This is a genomic window from Bacillus sp. AK128 (genome assembly GCF_053903075.1).
The window spans coordinates 1636219-1650372 of record NZ_CP096379.1; the positions used below are offsets into that span (position 1 = coordinate 1636219).

General features: G+C 36.2%; 21 protein-coding genes. 16 read left to right on the forward strand and 5 right to left on the reverse strand.

Features of this window, described 5'->3' with window-relative positions:
• The first annotated feature begins 89 nt into the window (after nt 1-89).
• From M1D60_RS08005 to M1D60_RS08025, 5 genes are all read left to right on the forward strand, one after another.
• Nucleotides 90-839 (forward strand): SDR family oxidoreductase, encoded by a 750-nt coding sequence (locus M1D60_RS08005; protein WP_456278634.1) that lies wholly within the window; start codon nt 90-92, stop codon nt 837-839.
• Between the two features lie 37 nt (nt 840-876).
• Nucleotides 877-1689 carry a GNAT family N-acetyltransferase gene (locus M1D60_RS08010; RefSeq protein ID WP_456278635.1) on the forward strand — a complete coding sequence of 271 codons (813 nt, stop codon included), beginning with the start codon at nt 877-879 and terminating at the stop codon, nt 1687-1689.
• Between the two features lie 127 nt (nt 1690-1816).
• The gene (locus M1D60_RS08015) at nt 1817-1942 is read left to right on the forward strand and encodes a hypothetical protein (protein ID WP_456278636.1); all 126 of its coding nucleotides are present in this window, start codon (nt 1817-1819) and stop codon (nt 1940-1942) included.
• A gap of 411 nt (nt 1943-2353) precedes the next feature.
• Nucleotides 2354-2971 (forward strand): hypothetical protein, encoded by a 618-nt coding sequence (locus tag M1D60_RS08020; RefSeq protein WP_456278637.1) that lies wholly within the window; start codon nt 2354-2356, stop codon nt 2969-2971.
• A 553-nt stretch (nt 2972-3524) separates the two neighbouring features.
• A complete protein-coding gene (locus M1D60_RS08025) occupies nt 3525-4361 on the forward strand; it encodes a 5'-3' exonuclease (RefSeq protein WP_456279389.1) in 837 nt (278 codons plus the stop codon).
• 33 nt (nt 4362-4394) lie between these two features.
• Here M1D60_RS08025 and sspL read toward each other — a convergent pair whose 3' ends face one another.
• Nucleotides 4395-4532, reverse strand: coding sequence for a small, acid-soluble spore protein L (gene sspL, locus M1D60_RS08030; protein ID WP_456278638.1), 138 nt, complete (start codon nt 4530-4532; stop codon nt 4395-4397).
• Nucleotides 4533-4650: 118 nt separating this feature from the next.
• Here sspL and M1D60_RS08035 point away from each other — a divergent pair, with 118 nt between their 5' ends.
• Nucleotides 4651-5109 carry a divergent PAP2 family protein gene (locus tag M1D60_RS08035; protein ID WP_456278639.1) on the forward strand — a complete coding sequence of 153 codons (459 nt, stop codon included), beginning with the start codon at nt 4651-4653 and terminating at the stop codon, nt 5107-5109.
• Between the two features lie 40 nt (nt 5110-5149).
• Nucleotides 5150-5413 carry a DUF6123 family protein gene (locus tag M1D60_RS08040; RefSeq protein WP_456278640.1) on the forward strand — a complete coding sequence of 88 codons (264 nt, stop codon included), beginning with the start codon at nt 5150-5152 and terminating at the stop codon, nt 5411-5413.
• 187 nt (nt 5414-5600) lie between these two features.
• Here the strand turns inward: M1D60_RS08040 and M1D60_RS08045 are convergent, their stop codons facing one another.
• Nucleotides 5601-5996, reverse strand: coding sequence for a DUF3224 domain-containing protein (locus M1D60_RS08045; protein WP_456278641.1), 396 nt, complete (start codon nt 5994-5996; stop codon nt 5601-5603).
• Nucleotides 5997-6403: 407 nt separating this feature from the next.
• Here M1D60_RS08045 and M1D60_RS08050 point away from each other — a divergent pair, with 407 nt between their 5' ends.
• From M1D60_RS08050 to map, 6 genes are all read left to right on the forward strand, one after another.
• A complete protein-coding gene (locus M1D60_RS08050) occupies nt 6404-6805 on the forward strand; it encodes a hypothetical protein (RefSeq protein ID WP_456278642.1) in 402 nt (133 codons plus the stop codon).
• A gap of 47 nt (nt 6806-6852) precedes the next feature.
• Nucleotides 6853-7443 carry a histidine phosphatase family protein gene (locus tag M1D60_RS08055; protein WP_456278643.1) on the forward strand — a complete coding sequence of 197 codons (591 nt, stop codon included), beginning with the start codon at nt 6853-6855 and terminating at the stop codon, nt 7441-7443.
• A 42-nt stretch (nt 7444-7485) separates the two neighbouring features.
• On the forward strand, nt 7486-8124 hold the full coding sequence (locus M1D60_RS08060) for a hypothetical protein (RefSeq protein WP_456278644.1): 639 nt from the start codon (nt 7486-7488) through the stop codon (nt 8122-8124).
• A gap of 132 nt (nt 8125-8256) precedes the next feature.
• The gene (locus M1D60_RS08065) at nt 8257-8634 is read left to right on the forward strand and encodes a RidA family protein (RefSeq protein WP_456278645.1); all 378 of its coding nucleotides are present in this window, start codon (nt 8257-8259) and stop codon (nt 8632-8634) included.
• Nucleotides 8635-8867: 233 nt separating this feature from the next.
• Nucleotides 8868-10151, forward strand: coding sequence for a hypothetical protein (locus M1D60_RS08070; RefSeq protein WP_456278646.1), 1284 nt, complete (start codon nt 8868-8870; stop codon nt 10149-10151).
• Between the two features lie 66 nt (nt 10152-10217).
• Nucleotides 10218-10958 (forward strand): type I methionyl aminopeptidase, encoded by a 741-nt coding sequence (map, locus tag M1D60_RS08075; protein WP_456278647.1) that lies wholly within the window; start codon nt 10218-10220, stop codon nt 10956-10958.
• Nucleotides 10959-11139: 181 nt separating this feature from the next.
• Here map and M1D60_RS08080 read toward each other — a convergent pair whose 3' ends face one another.
• Together M1D60_RS08080 and M1D60_RS08085 are read right to left on the reverse strand one after the other, a co-directional pair.
• The gene (locus M1D60_RS08080; RefSeq protein WP_456278648.1) at nt 11140-12057 is read right to left on the reverse strand and encodes a DMT family transporter; all 918 of its coding nucleotides are present in this window, start codon (nt 12055-12057) and stop codon (nt 11140-11142) included.
• 20 nt (nt 12058-12077) lie between these two features.
• Nucleotides 12078-12467 carry a reverse transcriptase-like protein gene (locus M1D60_RS08085; RefSeq protein WP_456278649.1) on the reverse strand — a complete coding sequence of 130 codons (390 nt, stop codon included), beginning with the start codon at nt 12465-12467 and terminating at the stop codon, nt 12078-12080.
• Between the two features lie 153 nt (nt 12468-12620).
• On the opposite strand from M1D60_RS08085, the gene M1D60_RS08090 reads away from it, so the two are divergent.
• Nucleotides 12621-13280, forward strand: coding sequence for a reverse transcriptase-like protein (locus M1D60_RS08090; protein WP_456278650.1), 660 nt, complete (start codon nt 12621-12623; stop codon nt 13278-13280).
• Between the two features lie 16 nt (nt 13281-13296).
• Entirely contained in the window at nt 13297-13473 is a 177-nt protein-coding gene (locus M1D60_RS08095; protein ID WP_456278651.1) for a zinc-finger domain-containing protein, read from the forward strand.
• A gap of 52 nt (nt 13474-13525) precedes the next feature.
• Here M1D60_RS08095 and M1D60_RS08100 read toward each other — a convergent pair whose 3' ends face one another.
• A complete protein-coding gene (locus M1D60_RS08100) occupies nt 13526-13774 on the reverse strand; it encodes a DUF2564 family protein (RefSeq protein ID WP_456278652.1) in 249 nt (82 codons plus the stop codon).
• A 126-nt stretch (nt 13775-13900) separates the two neighbouring features.
• Between M1D60_RS08100 and M1D60_RS08105 the strand changes: the two genes are divergently transcribed.
• A complete protein-coding gene (locus M1D60_RS08105; protein ID WP_456278653.1) occupies nt 13901-14152 on the forward strand; it encodes a hypothetical protein in 252 nt (83 codons plus the stop codon).
• The last annotated feature ends 2 nt before the right edge of the window (nt 14153-14154 follow it).

A 14154-nucleotide genomic window follows, 5' to 3' on the forward strand; every position in this document is an offset into this window, starting at 1 on the left:
GCGGAAAGCGAGTGTCCTGGAACGGAAATCAACAACAAACTTTAGCAGAGTTTATTTAGAAACGATGACTCAAATAATAAGGAGAATCAATGATACATACACAAAAAATTGCCATTGTAACTGGTGCTAGCCATAGAAACGACATCGGTACTGCTATTACTCACAAGCTCGCGTCCCTAGGAATTGATATCTTTTTTACCTATTGGAATGCTGAAAAAGAAAGGCCTCAAACACTTAAGAGAGAGCTTACAGATCACGGGGTTAGAAGTGAATGTCTTGAAATTGATTTAAGTCTACCAACTGCTGCCCAAACGATTTTAAAAGAAGCAACAGCCTCTTTAGGTAACCCAACCATATTAATTAATAATGCTGCTCATTCTATAAATGGTGGGTATTTAGAGCTTGATGCTGGCTCATTAGATCAGCATTACGCGGTGAATATGAGATCAACATTTTTACTAAGTGTTGAATTTGCCAGACAGTTTCAACAGGAAAAGCTTAAAAATGGAAGAATTATTAATCTAACATCAGGTCAAGACATAGGAGCTATGCCTGGTGAACTAGCATATGCTGCCACTAAAGGGGCAATCTCAGCGTTTACTCGTTCATTAGCAATTGAGCTTGGACCAATCGGAATCACAGTAAATGCCGTTAACCCAGGACCGACTGATTCAACCTGGATGAATGATGAGATAAGGAAACAGCTTCAACCTAAATTTGCAATGGGACGAATCGGTTTACCGGAGGATGCAGCTAATGTAATCGGATTTTTGGTAAGTGAAGATGCGAAATGGCTGACAGGTCAAATTATTCATTCAGAAGGTGGGTTCCACCGCTAATAAGTGGAACCATTAAAAAGTTTTAGGAAGTGACTATATGAAAACTACTGTTATGAATAGAGAATTAGCAGATTCGATTGAGAATGCTGAAATAGAAATGTTTGAATCTAGACTAACTGCTATTCAATCGTTAACTGGTAATCCAATGGGGGTTGAAATAAAAAAGTTTGGACATGCTACTTGCTTTTCTGTTCAACAAATTCCTGGGCCATCCTACAATACTGTAAAAGGATTAAGAGCAGGAGATGAACCGTTCGTAGAAGAAATTTTGAGCTTTTACAACGAAAAGAACATTCCTGTTCGTTTTGAATTAACTCCCGGACATACATCACCCGAACTACTAATGTATCTTAGTAAACAAGGCTATTATCAAAATGATTTTCACACAGCCTTGTACCAATCCCTGGACAACACAAACCTTGAACCAAACGATCATAATCTTTCCATCCGCGAATTAGCTGGGGATGAATTTCAGGTGTTTGCTGAACTCTATGTAAAAGGATTCGGAATGCCTCCCTTCTTAGTGGAAGATGTAGCGCAAAATAATCAGGTGCTTCATGGGAATCCGGACTGGACATTTTATCTGGCGAGTCTGGGTGAGGTACATGTAGGAGTAGCTGTTGTGTTTATAAAAAACCGAATAGCAACCTTAGCCGCTGCTGCGACATTACCAGAATACACAAAAAAGGGTATCCAAAGCAGTCTGATAAAGGCAAGAATGAATCAAGCCATTCACAATAAATGTGTCTATATACTGGGACAAGCGCAATTTGGCTCTACTAGCCATCGCAACATGGAGAGAGCAGGAATGAAAATTGCTTATACAAAGGCAATCTGGGTTAAAAATTAATACTTAACTAGATATGTCAAAGTGAAGTTTAGATTAATTCAGTGAAAGTTAGTTATAGCCTGTACCGTCATATTTTCCTGATCACTTGGAATACTATTTTTTGAACGCTAATAAAGGAGATGATAGTATGGGCAGAACGAAAAATGCAAATGCGAATGCACAGCGTAACAATAATGCGAAAAAAGACAATCAACAAGAATTCACATCATATGCAGAAGTAGAGGCAGCAAAAGCAAACTCTAAGAAAAAGTAAACCTTACTGTAGTAACATGAAAAACTAAAAACATACATCTGGTCCTATCTAAAGTGGATAGGACCTTTTATTTTTTCAGAAAGTCTATGTTAAAGTACAATATTGACTTTTAACAGAGTTGATTGAAGTGGAAGAACGCGAGACTCCTGTGGGATAAGCGTGGTGAAGGAGACCCCACAGGCGTTTACGCCGAGGAGGCTAAAAGGAACTTCTGCTAAGATCGCTCACGTCCTGTGAGCAACGCAGAAGCCAGCACATCCTGTGCAAGTGCGGAAAGCGAGTGTTCTGGAACGGAAATCAACAACAAACTTTAACAGAGTTTCAGAAAAAGGAAAATTCACAATATTTATCTCCTGTTTTTGGAAGATTTCTGATAAAATGATTAAGAAGTAAATAGAAGGAGAATCACATATGTCTAGTTATACTATTACTAAAAAGAAGAAGCAATTTGACCGGTCTTCATTTCTTGTAATGCTTTCGATTGTTCTTGTATTATCATGTTTAATTGTTCCATTTGTTGCTATTTATACATATCAGGATATGTTTATAAATAAAGTACCATCTTGGTTCTTTGCAACACCTAAGATTAATTATTTTATTTTTGCTGGAGCACTTGTATGGTTTGCTTTATTAATTATTGCCTTTCTTATTTACCAAAACAAACAATTAATGGCGGATAAGATTGTCAAACTGTATCCTTTTTATCTATTAATTTTACCAGGGCTACTTGTCATGTTCCTATCTCTTCATAATTACTTTTATTTAAATGAAGAAGGAATCCATAGTAGGGGGTTAACTGAATTTACTGAAACTACCTATAAATGGGAGGATGTAGAAGAGGCCAAGCAACTTCAAATCGTAAAAAATGGGGTAATGTTTGAGGGAGATCTCGTATTTGAATTTAAAAATGGTGATACCTTTAACTTACCTGTTACTAAAGAGGTTCAGTTAAATAAACGCCGAATTTATACTGCACTAAGGGCATATGATATAGAAGTACAGCGTGTTCTTCCTGAAGGTCAAGAATAGCTAAAAGAGTGCTAAAAGAGTCTGGGACATAAGTATTTCAACCAGTGATAAACCCGAACAAGTAGGTGATATTGTGATGTATCTTTCACCTACTAGTTCGGGTTTTTATTTATTACCTTCATTTAAATTGTTTAATTTGCATACTATTTTTATAACTTAGTGGAATGGAGCGGAAGGCACTCGACTCCTGAGGGAATGGCGGGACAGGTGAGACCCCGCATGCGAAGCCGAGGAGGCTCACCGCCCGCCCCGCGGAAAGCGAGTGCCTGCAGCGCAATGGAACAACCCTGTTTTTCCAGCTTAACTGGTTAATAAGTATGAAAGAAACCGAAAACAGTATTATATTTGATAGGTTGACTAATTTAGAGATTATTCGTCTTCAGACCGTGTATTAGGTTTCGTCCCAGCCCCTTCTATTTTAGAATAGGTGGAAAGTCATAGAAGTCCCCACAATGAACCACATATATATGGTATAATGGACAAGTTGTTATTAACTATTTAATGAGGTGTTAAAGTGGAACAATCCAATAAATCAATTTTGCTAGTAGACGGAATGGCCCTATTATTCAGAGCATTCTTTGCAACTGCAGTTAGCAATTATTTCATGATAAATAGTAAGGGTATCCCAACAAACGGGATCCATGGGTTTGTTAAACATTTATTCACAGCGGTCGAGCATTTTAATCCAAGTCACGTAATCTGTTGTTGGGATATGGGAAGTAAGACTTTCCGAACAGAGGAATTTTCAGATTATAAAGCAAACCGAGCGGAGCCACCAGTAGAACTTATTCCGCAATTTGATCTAGTAAAAGAAGTAGTAGAATCCTTTGATATACCTAATATAGGATTAAAAGGATATGAGGCAGACGATTGTATCGGAACATTAGCGAAACAATATAGTAGTATGGATCACAAAGTAACAATCTTAACTGGAGATCAAGATATTTTTCAATTAATTGATTCAAATATCTCTGTTGCAATAGTTCGGAAGGGCTTTGGTAACTATGATGTGTATGATTCTGATCGATTAATGGAGGAAAAAGGAATTACGCCAATCCAAATGATTGACCTTAAAGCTTTAATGGGAGATCCGAGTGATAACTATCCTGGAGTAAAAGGAATTGGTGAGAAAACAGCAATCAAACTTTTACTTGAATTTGATTCCATTGAAGGTATCTTAGAAAATCTTTCAAAGTTAACGAAATCACAGCAAAAGAAGATTGAAGATAGCTTAGAAATGCTTCATTTATCTCATCGACTAGCGCGGATTCATTGCGAAGTACCAGTTGAGTGTACATTAACTGATGCTGAATATAAAGTAAATAAAGAACGTGCCCTTACAACATTTCGGGAGCTTGAGTTTAAAGGACTAGACCGTTTATTAGGTTAATTAGGAATGGGGTAACCCCATTCCTCCTTTTTATTAAATCTTTGTGTTATCTTTTTTCGCTTTATTCTCTAATTCTGTCTTAGGGTCTGGTGTGCGAATATCTGCACCAAATCCTTGGGGGTTAACACCAGAGAACGCTTCAGTTCCGCGGTTAGCATTTTTTTGTGCCATGGTTACTCACCTCCACTTCTATTGTTTGATGAACGGAAGCCAAATATGTAAGGAACAATATTGGGTAACATGAATAGTTTTTCATCACAACTTAGAAACTAATGTTGAGGTGAAAGACATGAATAAAGGAATGGTAACGGCGATCACAACGATAGGTTTAGCTCAATTTATAAAAATACCGTTAAAAAAGATAAAAACAGGGCAATGGGATTGGGGAACGTTTGTCGAAACAGGAGGCATGCCTAGCTCTCACTCTGCTGGAGTTACTTCATTAGCAACGTTTATTGCGTTAAAAAAAGGAGTACCCACAGTTGATTTTGCTCTTGCCTCTGTATTTGGAATGATTGTCATGTATGATGCACAAGGCATTAGAAGACAAACAGGTGAATTAACTTTGTTGGTTAACGATATGGAAGAGGAACTAGAACAGATGAAAGGTGAAGCAGATCATCACTTTCATGATAAAAAAGATAGAAAATTAAAAGAAATGTTAGGCCATCAGCCTGAAGAGGTGCTCGGTGGGGCTATACTAGGATTGCTTACAGGTGCAATTGGTCACTTTCTAACGAAAAAATAAAGATATTGATTGAGCAGTAAGAGTAAGGATGGGGAAAACGGTGGTTAAGCTAGAAGAATACTTACAATTTTTAAAGCAAAAAGGATTTATTTTTGGGGAAGAAGAGCTAGGCTTTATTTCATTTGGACAAAGATATTCAGGAACAAATGATATTCAGGTTATAGCCGCAATCGAAATAACACTTAAAGCTCAGAAGCATTTTGATGGAAGTTATTTTGTCGCTTTATTAGAGCAGTTAAAAAGTGAGGACATCACAACCCGTAAGACAGCTTTTCAATATGCCGAGGCAAAGGGAATCATATAAAGAAGAAATCTCTACCAATACTGTGGAGAAACAATCAAGAACACTAATTAACAGGCCAAATCGCATATGATTTGGTCTCTTATTTTTTATTACATAACTTATAAGAAGTTAAGTGAGTAACAAGTAGTTGAAAAAGGACATTTTTGGAATCAAGAATGTCCTTTCTACTCTGCTTAGAGTATTCTTGTTAGAGTTCAAATTCTAGAATCAAATGACTAGTTTGACCAGCAAACTTATAATTATAGGATCCCTTCAAGCTTTCTAAGTCACCAGTCGCTTTAAAGATTGTTCCGGGCGAATCTAGATGCCCTTTATCAAATAATCCCTGTTCTATTGCCGTAAATGTCCCTTGTTTTCCCATATAAGTTCCTTCAAAATGAAGGAATCCAGAGATTTTTGCAGTGGCCAAATGACCATCGTTTAAATTGGATTCTAAATAATATAATAAGTATTCAACTAAAGCTTTTCCTTTTAATTCACCATCAATTTCATATTCAACGTGAGCAATATTAATAGGGAAAACATCACCATTGTCATGAAGTGATTTTTCATCCCATTTTGTTACTGTAAATGATACGTCCACTCAAGTAACCCTCCCTTCTCCTTATAAGTAGTAATTCCTATAGTTTACCAGAATAATCCATTAGATTCGAGTGATGAAAAATATTTTACGTTTCTTCTTTGTTAAAATTACACTAGAGAATAACTGATACCATAATAAACTAATAACGGCCACTTTTCTATGCAGGATTAGTGGCCGTTATCATTTAAGTAAAGGAATTCTTATTTGTAATTAATATCAAATCTCTTTATAAATATGTAATTAATATTATTCAATAAAAATACATTGATAAACAATAAATTATGTAATATTATGGAATTATTAGAAAAGTATTAATCATGCAATTGAACTCATAAAATTATCTGCAATGACAGTTCAAATGGAACTCTTCACCTGTTCCTAAAGTGAAAATCAAAGGAGGAGGAAGAATGGTACTTAAAAATATTACTAATCTTTATAATTTTTTATTGTCTATAGGGGCTTTTTATATAAGCGTAATGATGTTTTCAGGAAGTGGAGTTTTCGCTACCTTTCCACAAGAATGGAAAGGTATGCTGCTCTTGAATGATTGGGTAGGTTTCGCCATATTTACAATTATAATTTTTGGACTTGGTAATGCTATCGCTTTAATTTATGGACTAATTATAAAAGATAATAAAATATTTATAGTTACAATTTTTATGGGAGCATTATTTTTGATCTGCATAATAATGCAAATTATATTGGTGGGAGAATGGTATTTAGCAACGGTACAATTTTTAGTAATTAGCCTCATACAAATATTGCTTGGTTCATATGGTTTTGTTACAAATAAATCATTTTTTCACTAGAAAATGAAGAGGCTTATTTGAGGAAGCGCTTGGGGGAAAAGAAAATTATGAGTACGTTTATTTATATGGTAAGACACGGGGAGTCGCCAAAGGAAGGAATTGAAAGAACAAGAGAATTAACCGAAAAAGGTTACAATGATGCTCAACGAGTAACTGCCATTTTAAAAGATGAGCATATTGATGCAGTTGTTTCTAGTCCATACTTAAGATCAATTCAAACTGTCGAAAAGTTAGCTAAACAACTAGGTAAAGAAGTGTTAGTATTTGAAGATCTAAAAGAGAGGAAATTCTCTTCTGAGGACACTAGAATATCTGATAAAGAATTGCTTCCACTGCTAGAGAAATCCTTTTTAGAGTGGAATTTTACTTTAGAGGGTGGAGAATCAAATGCAGATTGTCAAAAAAGAGCTGTTAAAGTATTAAAAGAATTACTAATTACCTTTAGAAATAAGAAAGTAGTAGTAGGGTCTCACGGGGCTGTTATGACATTAATGATGAGATTCTTCGATCCTAATTATGACTTGAAGTTCCTACATAGCACCTCTAAACCTGATATTTATAGGATGGAGTTTAATGGAGAACTATTAGTGAAGGTTAAGAGACTATGGAGTTTAGACAATGGTGTTATCAATCAATAATTAGAAGTTGTTTAATGGATGGCCACTTATCTAGCAGGATAAGTGGCCATTCTTGTTGAATTAGAGGGGAGATTTATAGAGAGTATCTTGAAGAATACAAATACAAAGGGTTCAGATCATATTAAGGGGGATGATACTATAAAAAGGAAGAGGATGTTTATAGTTTTCATATGCTTTGTAAGTTTAGTTAGTTTCGGAATTTGGTCCTCCATTCCAAAGGAAATCAACCATGTATTTGATGGATTCGTATACGGAGTTGGAGGAGAAAATATCCAGATAAATGAAAAAGTTATCATAACAATAAAAGGGAGTTTATATAAAAAAATATTTAATCAAGATCGTTTTAAAGGAACCATTGATATTAAAGGAGAGGTGCCAACAAATATAATAATAGAACATAAAAAAGTAGAAGTTGTTTTTCTTGGTAACAGCGGTAATTTATTTTTTAGGGATTATTCCCAACCAAATAACCACAAAAGCTATGGTAATCTTTATATAAATAGAGATTTTAGTGAACTAAGTATTATGGTTTATGAATTAGCTGAATCGGAAAGAAGAAATCCTTCGTATAAATGGGAGCCTGAAGACGGGCTAGTAATTTCTGCACCAGCAAAAAACAGAAAAGAAGCATTAAGCATATCAAATGAATTAATAGGGGATTTGCTGAAACCATTAGAATAGAATGATTAAGTTGGTTTGCTACACGGTTGGTTAACGTTTTCAAGTAGGGAATAAATTTAGTAGAAAAGTGATGGAGAACCCTATGTATTACGTATACCACAAAATCTAATAGGTTTATTAGGAGGAGTTTATATGTCAAGAAAGGCTTTTAATGCAACTGATGCTGTTGCTGTTGGACCTTACTCACATGCAGTAGAATCAGGAGATTTAATATTTCTGTCTGGGCAAACCCCAGTAGATTCAAAGACGGGTAGGCTTGTAGAAGGTGATATTGTAGAACAGACAAATCAATGTTTTAAGAATCTTTTCAGTGTATTGGAAGCTGCAGGGTTAACTCCTGATCATGTGCAAAAAGTGAATGTGTTTTTAACTGATATGGATAATTTTACTGCAATGAATGAAGTGTATTCTAAACAATTTTCTGAGCCATATCCTGCTCGTACTACTATAGGAGTGTCGTCCCTCCCTCTTGGTGCACAGGTTGAAATCGAGATGATAGCTAGAAGATAAAGTCTAGATTTTGGTGTTTATGCTAACTGAAAGAGTTAACTAACAACGTTGATCAATTACAAAGAGGTGGACATCGAAATTCAGTCCAAATGTCAGAAGTAATGCAAAAGAGGTTAGAACAAACAACTGAAGATTGGTTCACACCAAAACAATCCCTAAAGAAGAGAGAATGAATAGAAAGGTAATTTCAGGAAAATCTATGATAAGATAGAAATCCGAAGGGAGAAAAAGCAATGCCCCATCAGAAGTTCCTTTCTTCTACCATCAGACCTCGCTATGCAAAAGGAGCATTATCTACATTTGGAGGCAACTCTGTTTATCCCCGCATTCCTTGGGTGGCAGCTTGGTGGTCATTTACCTTTCCTGGATTTGGGCATATATTTATAGGTAGGTACCTGCCAGGTTTTATTTTAATTCTTTGGGAGCTTGTGGTAAATACTCAGTCCAATTTAAACCTTGGTATAGCTTTATCCATGCTTGGTCGGTTCGATGAGGCAAAGTCTGTCATAAATGAGGAGTGGGTTCTGCTTTATATGGGAGCATATATATTTAGTATCTGGGATAGCTATCGCTCTGCTGTTGAAATAAGCAAAAGTCATATACTCTCCGAAGTGGAAGATGCACCTGTTGGACCTTCCAATGTTAGCGCCTTGGACATAGTTGTTATACATAAGAGAAAACCCTGGTTAGCAGCGGTATGGTCAACTTTATCGCCTGGATTAGGACAATTATATAGTGGTCATACGATTGCGGGCACATTGATCTTGGGATGGTGGATTTTTGTTACTTATAAAGCCCACATGATTGGTGCATGGTTTTATTCGTTTACTGGGGATTTTAGCAATGCAACTGGAATGGTAGACTGGCAATGGTTTCTTTTCATACCTTCTATGTATGTATTTTCCATATATCATGGCTATACGGCTGTAAATGAGAACAATTTATTATACGATATTGAACAAGCACGCTACCTTAGAGTGAGGGATGAAAATTTGGCACAACAAAGACAAAATACGCTAGATGAGGATTCAGTAAAAATCATTGCCACTTTTGAACACACACCCTTTGTGGAGATGGCCATTCACGATATAGAGACAATGGGAATACCGTCGAAGAATATTATTGCATTGCCTTTTGAAAACCTTGAATCCCAAACGTTTATCCTTGACTCTATTCATCGGGCTGATGGTAGAAGTGTTCTGGATGGAGCTATGGTTAGCGGAACAATATTTATGGTTCTTGGAACGATCTATGGATTCGTATGGTACTGGGGACCAGTTATTTGGGGCTTACTGGGCTTGTTAGGTGGTTTCTGCTTGGGATTATTAATCGAAATAGCTTTCCAAAAAAAGAAAATAAAGCTTTTTGCTAACCGTAAAAGTGAAGTTTTTTTGGAGGTAACATGCCAAACCTCTATGAAAGAGCAACTGTTTAAAGTTCTTAAAGCAAGGAAGGCAAATTCTTATCTAATTATGCCACAGCGAATTTTATCTGATAACATGACAACAGAAGGTTAATAGATTTTAATTACATTTAGCGTTACGTTTCGTACAATAAATGTAAAAAGTGAGTGAGGATATACGATGATTGCAAAAACAGAAGCAGATTTTAATGGTTTGAAGGAAATAGGCAAAATTGTTGCCTCCATTAGAGATGAAATGGTACAAAGAACAATTCCTGGCATAACGACTAAAGAACTTGATGATATAGCCAGAGAACTTTTTAAGATAGCAGGTGCAGTTTCAGCACCAAAAGGTGAATATGATTTTCCTGGCTACACTTGCATTAGTGTGAATGAAGAAGTGGCACATGGTATTCCTAGCCCACGGGTTATTCATGAAGGAGATATTGTAAATATAGATGTATCTGGTTCCAAAAATGGTTATTTCGCAGATACAGGAATCTCGTTTGTAGTAGGGAAAGGAGAAGAAATACTAACCCAAATATGCGACGTTGCTAAAAAGGCATTTGAAGCAGGGCTCAAGAAAGCAAAGCCTGGTTCCAAAAAAAGCGGAATCGGAAAAGTAGTATTCCAAACAGCGAGAGAGAATGGATTAACTGTTATCAAAAACCTAACAGGACATGGTATTGGACGTACTATACACGAAGAACCTGACCACATTTATAATTATAATGATACATGGGATGATGAATTATTAATGGAGGGGATGGTTATCGCATTCGAACCATTTATCTCGACCTTTGAAGAAGAAGTATTCCAAAAAGAAGACGGATGGACCTATGTTACAGAGAAAAGCTTTGTAGCCCAATTGGAACATACAATTATCATTACAAAAAATGGTCCGATTATTGTTACACTTTAATTGAAGCCGACCTTCAATAAGAAAAAACCAAAAAACAGAACACTTGGGGAAAATCCAAGTGTTCTTAGTGTGTGATCTTTCCACTTACTTAAAGTGCTATACCTTTTAAAGCTCGGTAAGTCAGCTCACCTGTTTTTTTTACTGTCCTCCACGGTATTCTGTGTGAAGTGAGTTTATCTTTTTATGAAGCACTTTGAACAGTAGCTTGAACCACTTTTTTCTTACTCGGCCATTCTGATAAAATCATCCCAATAAAGATAAATATACACCCTGACACGGCAATCCATCCTAATCGTTCATCTGCCCAGAAGTAAGCAGTAATTGCTGCGAAGACGGGCTCCGTTGCAAAAATGAGCGCAACCCGTGTCGGCGTGGTATATTGTTGAAGCTTTGTTTGAGCAAAGAATGCAAATGCAGTGGCTAAAATGGAAGTAACTAGTAGTGCGATCAGTACTTCGCTCTTCACTAAAGTTTGAAGGTTAAAGCCTCTTTGCCAATCCTCAAATAAAAAGGCACATATACTAGAAAATAACGCTACACCTAGAATTTGACCGATCGTTAATAACAGCGTAGGAAATGCATTTGTATATTTTCCAGTTAAGATGATGTGCATAGCAAATGCAAATGCACAGCCTAAAACCATCAAATCACCTATATTCAATGAAAAGGTATCTCCAACCGTTAGCATAAATAAACCAAAAGCTGCAATAATGGAGCCTATAATAGCAATGGAACGCGGTCGTTGTTTTAAAATAAGCAAGGATAGTAAAGGCACTAATACGACACTTAGACCAGTGATGAAACCAGCTTTTGATGATGTAGTATATAATAACCCCATTGTTTGTAGCGCATATCCTAAGAAAAGACTCATTCCGATAAAAAATCCAGCTAGGAGAAACTTAATATTAATTGCCGAAAGCTGGTCTCGTTTATAAATAAAAAACCATATCATTAGAATAATGGCAGCCAATGAAAAACGGATTGCATTAAAGGTAAACGGTTCTAAAAAAGAAATAGCTTGTTGTACTAGAACAAAGGTTGCTCCCCATATAAAGGCAACAAAAAGTAATATACTGTCAGCAAGTAAACGAGTTTTCATACTGTAATTCCCTTCTTTTGTTACTGATTATCTCTTATTGCTTTTCTAGCAAGCTCATCAGCGATTTGATTCTGATTACTAGGTATCCATTTCATAAAAAACAAATCAAACTGTTTGGTTAGCTCTAATGCTCTCTCTAGCAAGGGAATATATTGTTTGTTTTTTACATATTCTTTTTCAATTGCCCGGTCCACGAGCTGTGAATCCGTTCGAAAAGATACAATCGAAAACTGTCTTTCAAGACAAATTTCTAATCCTTTTATTAAGGAGTAATATTCTGCCTCATGATTTGACATAACGCCAAGAGGGATGGAGTGCCTTTCTAATACACCGTTCCCTTTTATATAAATACCTGCGCCAGAGGGTCCAGGGTTACCAGCACTTGCTCCATCTATATACACTTCGATCAAGTGATAACCTCCTTAATAAATATCCATAAAAAATACTATATCATTGATTTTTCTTATATTGAAGAGGAATATACAATTACTGTTTAGAATAATGAATAAGCAGGAAAAAGTAAGGGAAAATGTAGATACTAAGGTTTTGGAGGATGAAGTAGGGTGAATGTTTGGATTGAATGGAAGTATAAAACAGCAAAGAACCAAGAAATAACGTTAACAACTGAAACAATACCAGCAAAAAAAGCTTTACTAATTTCTGAGGACTTTCTGAAAACGGGGCGTACGAAGGACTTAGTGTTCTATGATGAACAACATACCATGTGGACGAAAAAAGAATTTGAAAAACTTCTAAAGGAAGTGGAAGAAGAACCTCATCATATCGAGGTATTCTTTGATGGTGGGTACGACCTAGAGACAAAGAAGGCTGGGGCTGGAATCGCGATCTATTACACAAAAAATAATCAAGATTATCGAATCAGAGAGAATAGTGTACTGGATGAATTAGACAACAATAATGAGGCTGAATATGCCGCCTTCTGGAACGGTGTATTACGTTTAGAGGAGTTAGGTGTACGCAATATAGGTGTTCATTTTAAAGGCGATTCTCAGGTAGTCTTAAACCAATTATCAGGTGAATGGCCGTGCTTTGAGGATGAGTTTAACAGATGGCTGGATCGGATTGAAGAAAAGCTAAAGGAGCTTGGAATTAAACCGACGTATACGGCTATTTCAAGAAAGGAAAATAGAGAAGCCGATCAATTAGCTACACAAGCGTTACAAGGAGTCATGGTGTCAAGTCATCTCAATCGATCGGAATAGAGAGGAGCCGGGTTAGATGAGACAGCGGAAGACGATTATTGAAGTAAGTGAATTGTTAGATACTTTTTGTGAGAATTGCTTTCTTCACTCTTATTTCAAAAAGGAATATGGGAAATGCCAGGCTCATAAATTTTGTATTAAGGAATGTACGGTTGGCCAAAAGCTAAAAGAATACGGAAAAATCCTCTCATAAAAAAACTTCAGTTGGTAAGGAATACATCCTACCATCTGAAGTTTTTGTTTTATTATTGCCTTGCTTCATTTAATTGCTGTTCACATTGAGTGAGTGAGAGATCTTGTTCGTTAAGAAAGTCCTGGTCTACACCCGTTTTGTTATTAAGTGCATGAGACAGCTGAGCTCTTGCATCCTGAATGGCTTGCCCGGCTTCTTCTAGTTGTTCCCGGTCCATACTCATTGTTGCGGTACCTACCATTTTTTGAGCTGCCTTAACTGACATTGCTACCTGAGTTAAATCATTATATGGTTCTGACATAAAAAACTCCCCTTTCACTATATCAAGTTTAGCGTCACCAATTTAGACGGAACTATACCTAAATCATGACTACTTTTTATAGAGGCTTCATAAGATGATAGAAACCTTTCTTTTAGGAGTGTTCTTATGCTTAGAGCCAATATTAATGATCAACAAGTTGTGATTAGATTTCCTTTATCCTATCTGCAAAGAGAAGAAATTGAGGAAAACCAGATTATTCAAGAGGTCTACCATTTAGGTGAACAGCTTCTATCATATAAGGATGATTGTTTTGCATTAGAAACAAAAAACGGAGATTTAGTCATTGTTTATGTTCAATCAGGTGAGGTTCTTGATATCCAAATTCAGCAAGTAGTTTTGCAAGGGAATCGTTTATAGCG

What these genes read in the sequence shown, in the direction of transcription:
- M1D60_RS08005 (WP_456278634.1), top strand. Translation starts at nt 90, where the DNA reads ATGATACATACACAAAAAATTGCCATTGTAACTGGTGCTAGCCATAGA.
- M1D60_RS08010 (WP_456278635.1), top strand. Translation starts at nt 877, where the DNA reads ATGAAAACTACTGTTATGAATAGAGAATTAGCAGATTCGATTGAGAAT.
- M1D60_RS08015 (WP_456278636.1), top strand. Translation starts at nt 1,817, where the DNA reads ATGGGCAGAACGAAAAATGCAAATGCGAATGCACAGCGTAACAATAAT.
- M1D60_RS08020 (WP_456278637.1), top strand. Translation starts at nt 2,354, where the DNA reads ATGTCTAGTTATACTATTACTAAAAAGAAGAAGCAATTTGACCGGTCT.
- M1D60_RS08025 (WP_456279389.1), top strand. Translation starts at nt 3,525, where the DNA reads ATGGCCCTATTATTCAGAGCATTCTTTGCAACTGCAGTTAGCAATTAT.
- sspL (WP_456278638.1), bottom strand. Translation starts at nt 4,532, where the DNA reads ATGGCACAAAAAAATGCTAACCGCGGAACTGAAGCGTTCTCTGGTGTT.
- M1D60_RS08035 (WP_456278639.1), top strand. Translation starts at nt 4,651, where the DNA reads ATGAATAAAGGAATGGTAACGGCGATCACAACGATAGGTTTAGCTCAA.
- M1D60_RS08050 (WP_456278642.1), top strand. Translation starts at nt 6,404, where the DNA reads ATGGTACTTAAAAATATTACTAATCTTTATAATTTTTTATTGTCTATA.
- M1D60_RS08055 (WP_456278643.1), top strand. Translation starts at nt 6,853, where the DNA reads ATGAGTACGTTTATTTATATGGTAAGACACGGGGAGTCGCCAAAGGAA.
- M1D60_RS08065 (WP_456278645.1), top strand. Translation starts at nt 8,257, where the DNA reads ATGTCAAGAAAGGCTTTTAATGCAACTGATGCTGTTGCTGTTGGACCT.
- M1D60_RS08070 (WP_456278646.1), top strand. Translation starts at nt 8,868, where the DNA reads ATGCCCCATCAGAAGTTCCTTTCTTCTACCATCAGACCTCGCTATGCA.
- map (WP_456278647.1), top strand. Translation starts at nt 10,218, where the DNA reads ATGATTGCAAAAACAGAAGCAGATTTTAATGGTTTGAAGGAAATAGGC.
- M1D60_RS08080 (WP_456278648.1), bottom strand. Translation starts at nt 12,057, where the DNA reads ATGAAAACTCGTTTACTTGCTGACAGTATATTACTTTTTGTTGCCTTT.
- M1D60_RS08095 (WP_456278651.1), top strand. Translation starts at nt 13,297, where the DNA reads ATGAGACAGCGGAAGACGATTATTGAAGTAAGTGAATTGTTAGATACT.
- M1D60_RS08100 (WP_456278652.1), bottom strand. Translation starts at nt 13,774, where the DNA reads ATGTCAGAACCATATAATGATTTAACTCAGGTAGCAATGTCAGTTAAG.
- M1D60_RS08105 (WP_456278653.1), top strand. Translation starts at nt 13,901, where the DNA reads ATGCTTAGAGCCAATATTAATGATCAACAAGTTGTGATTAGATTTCCT.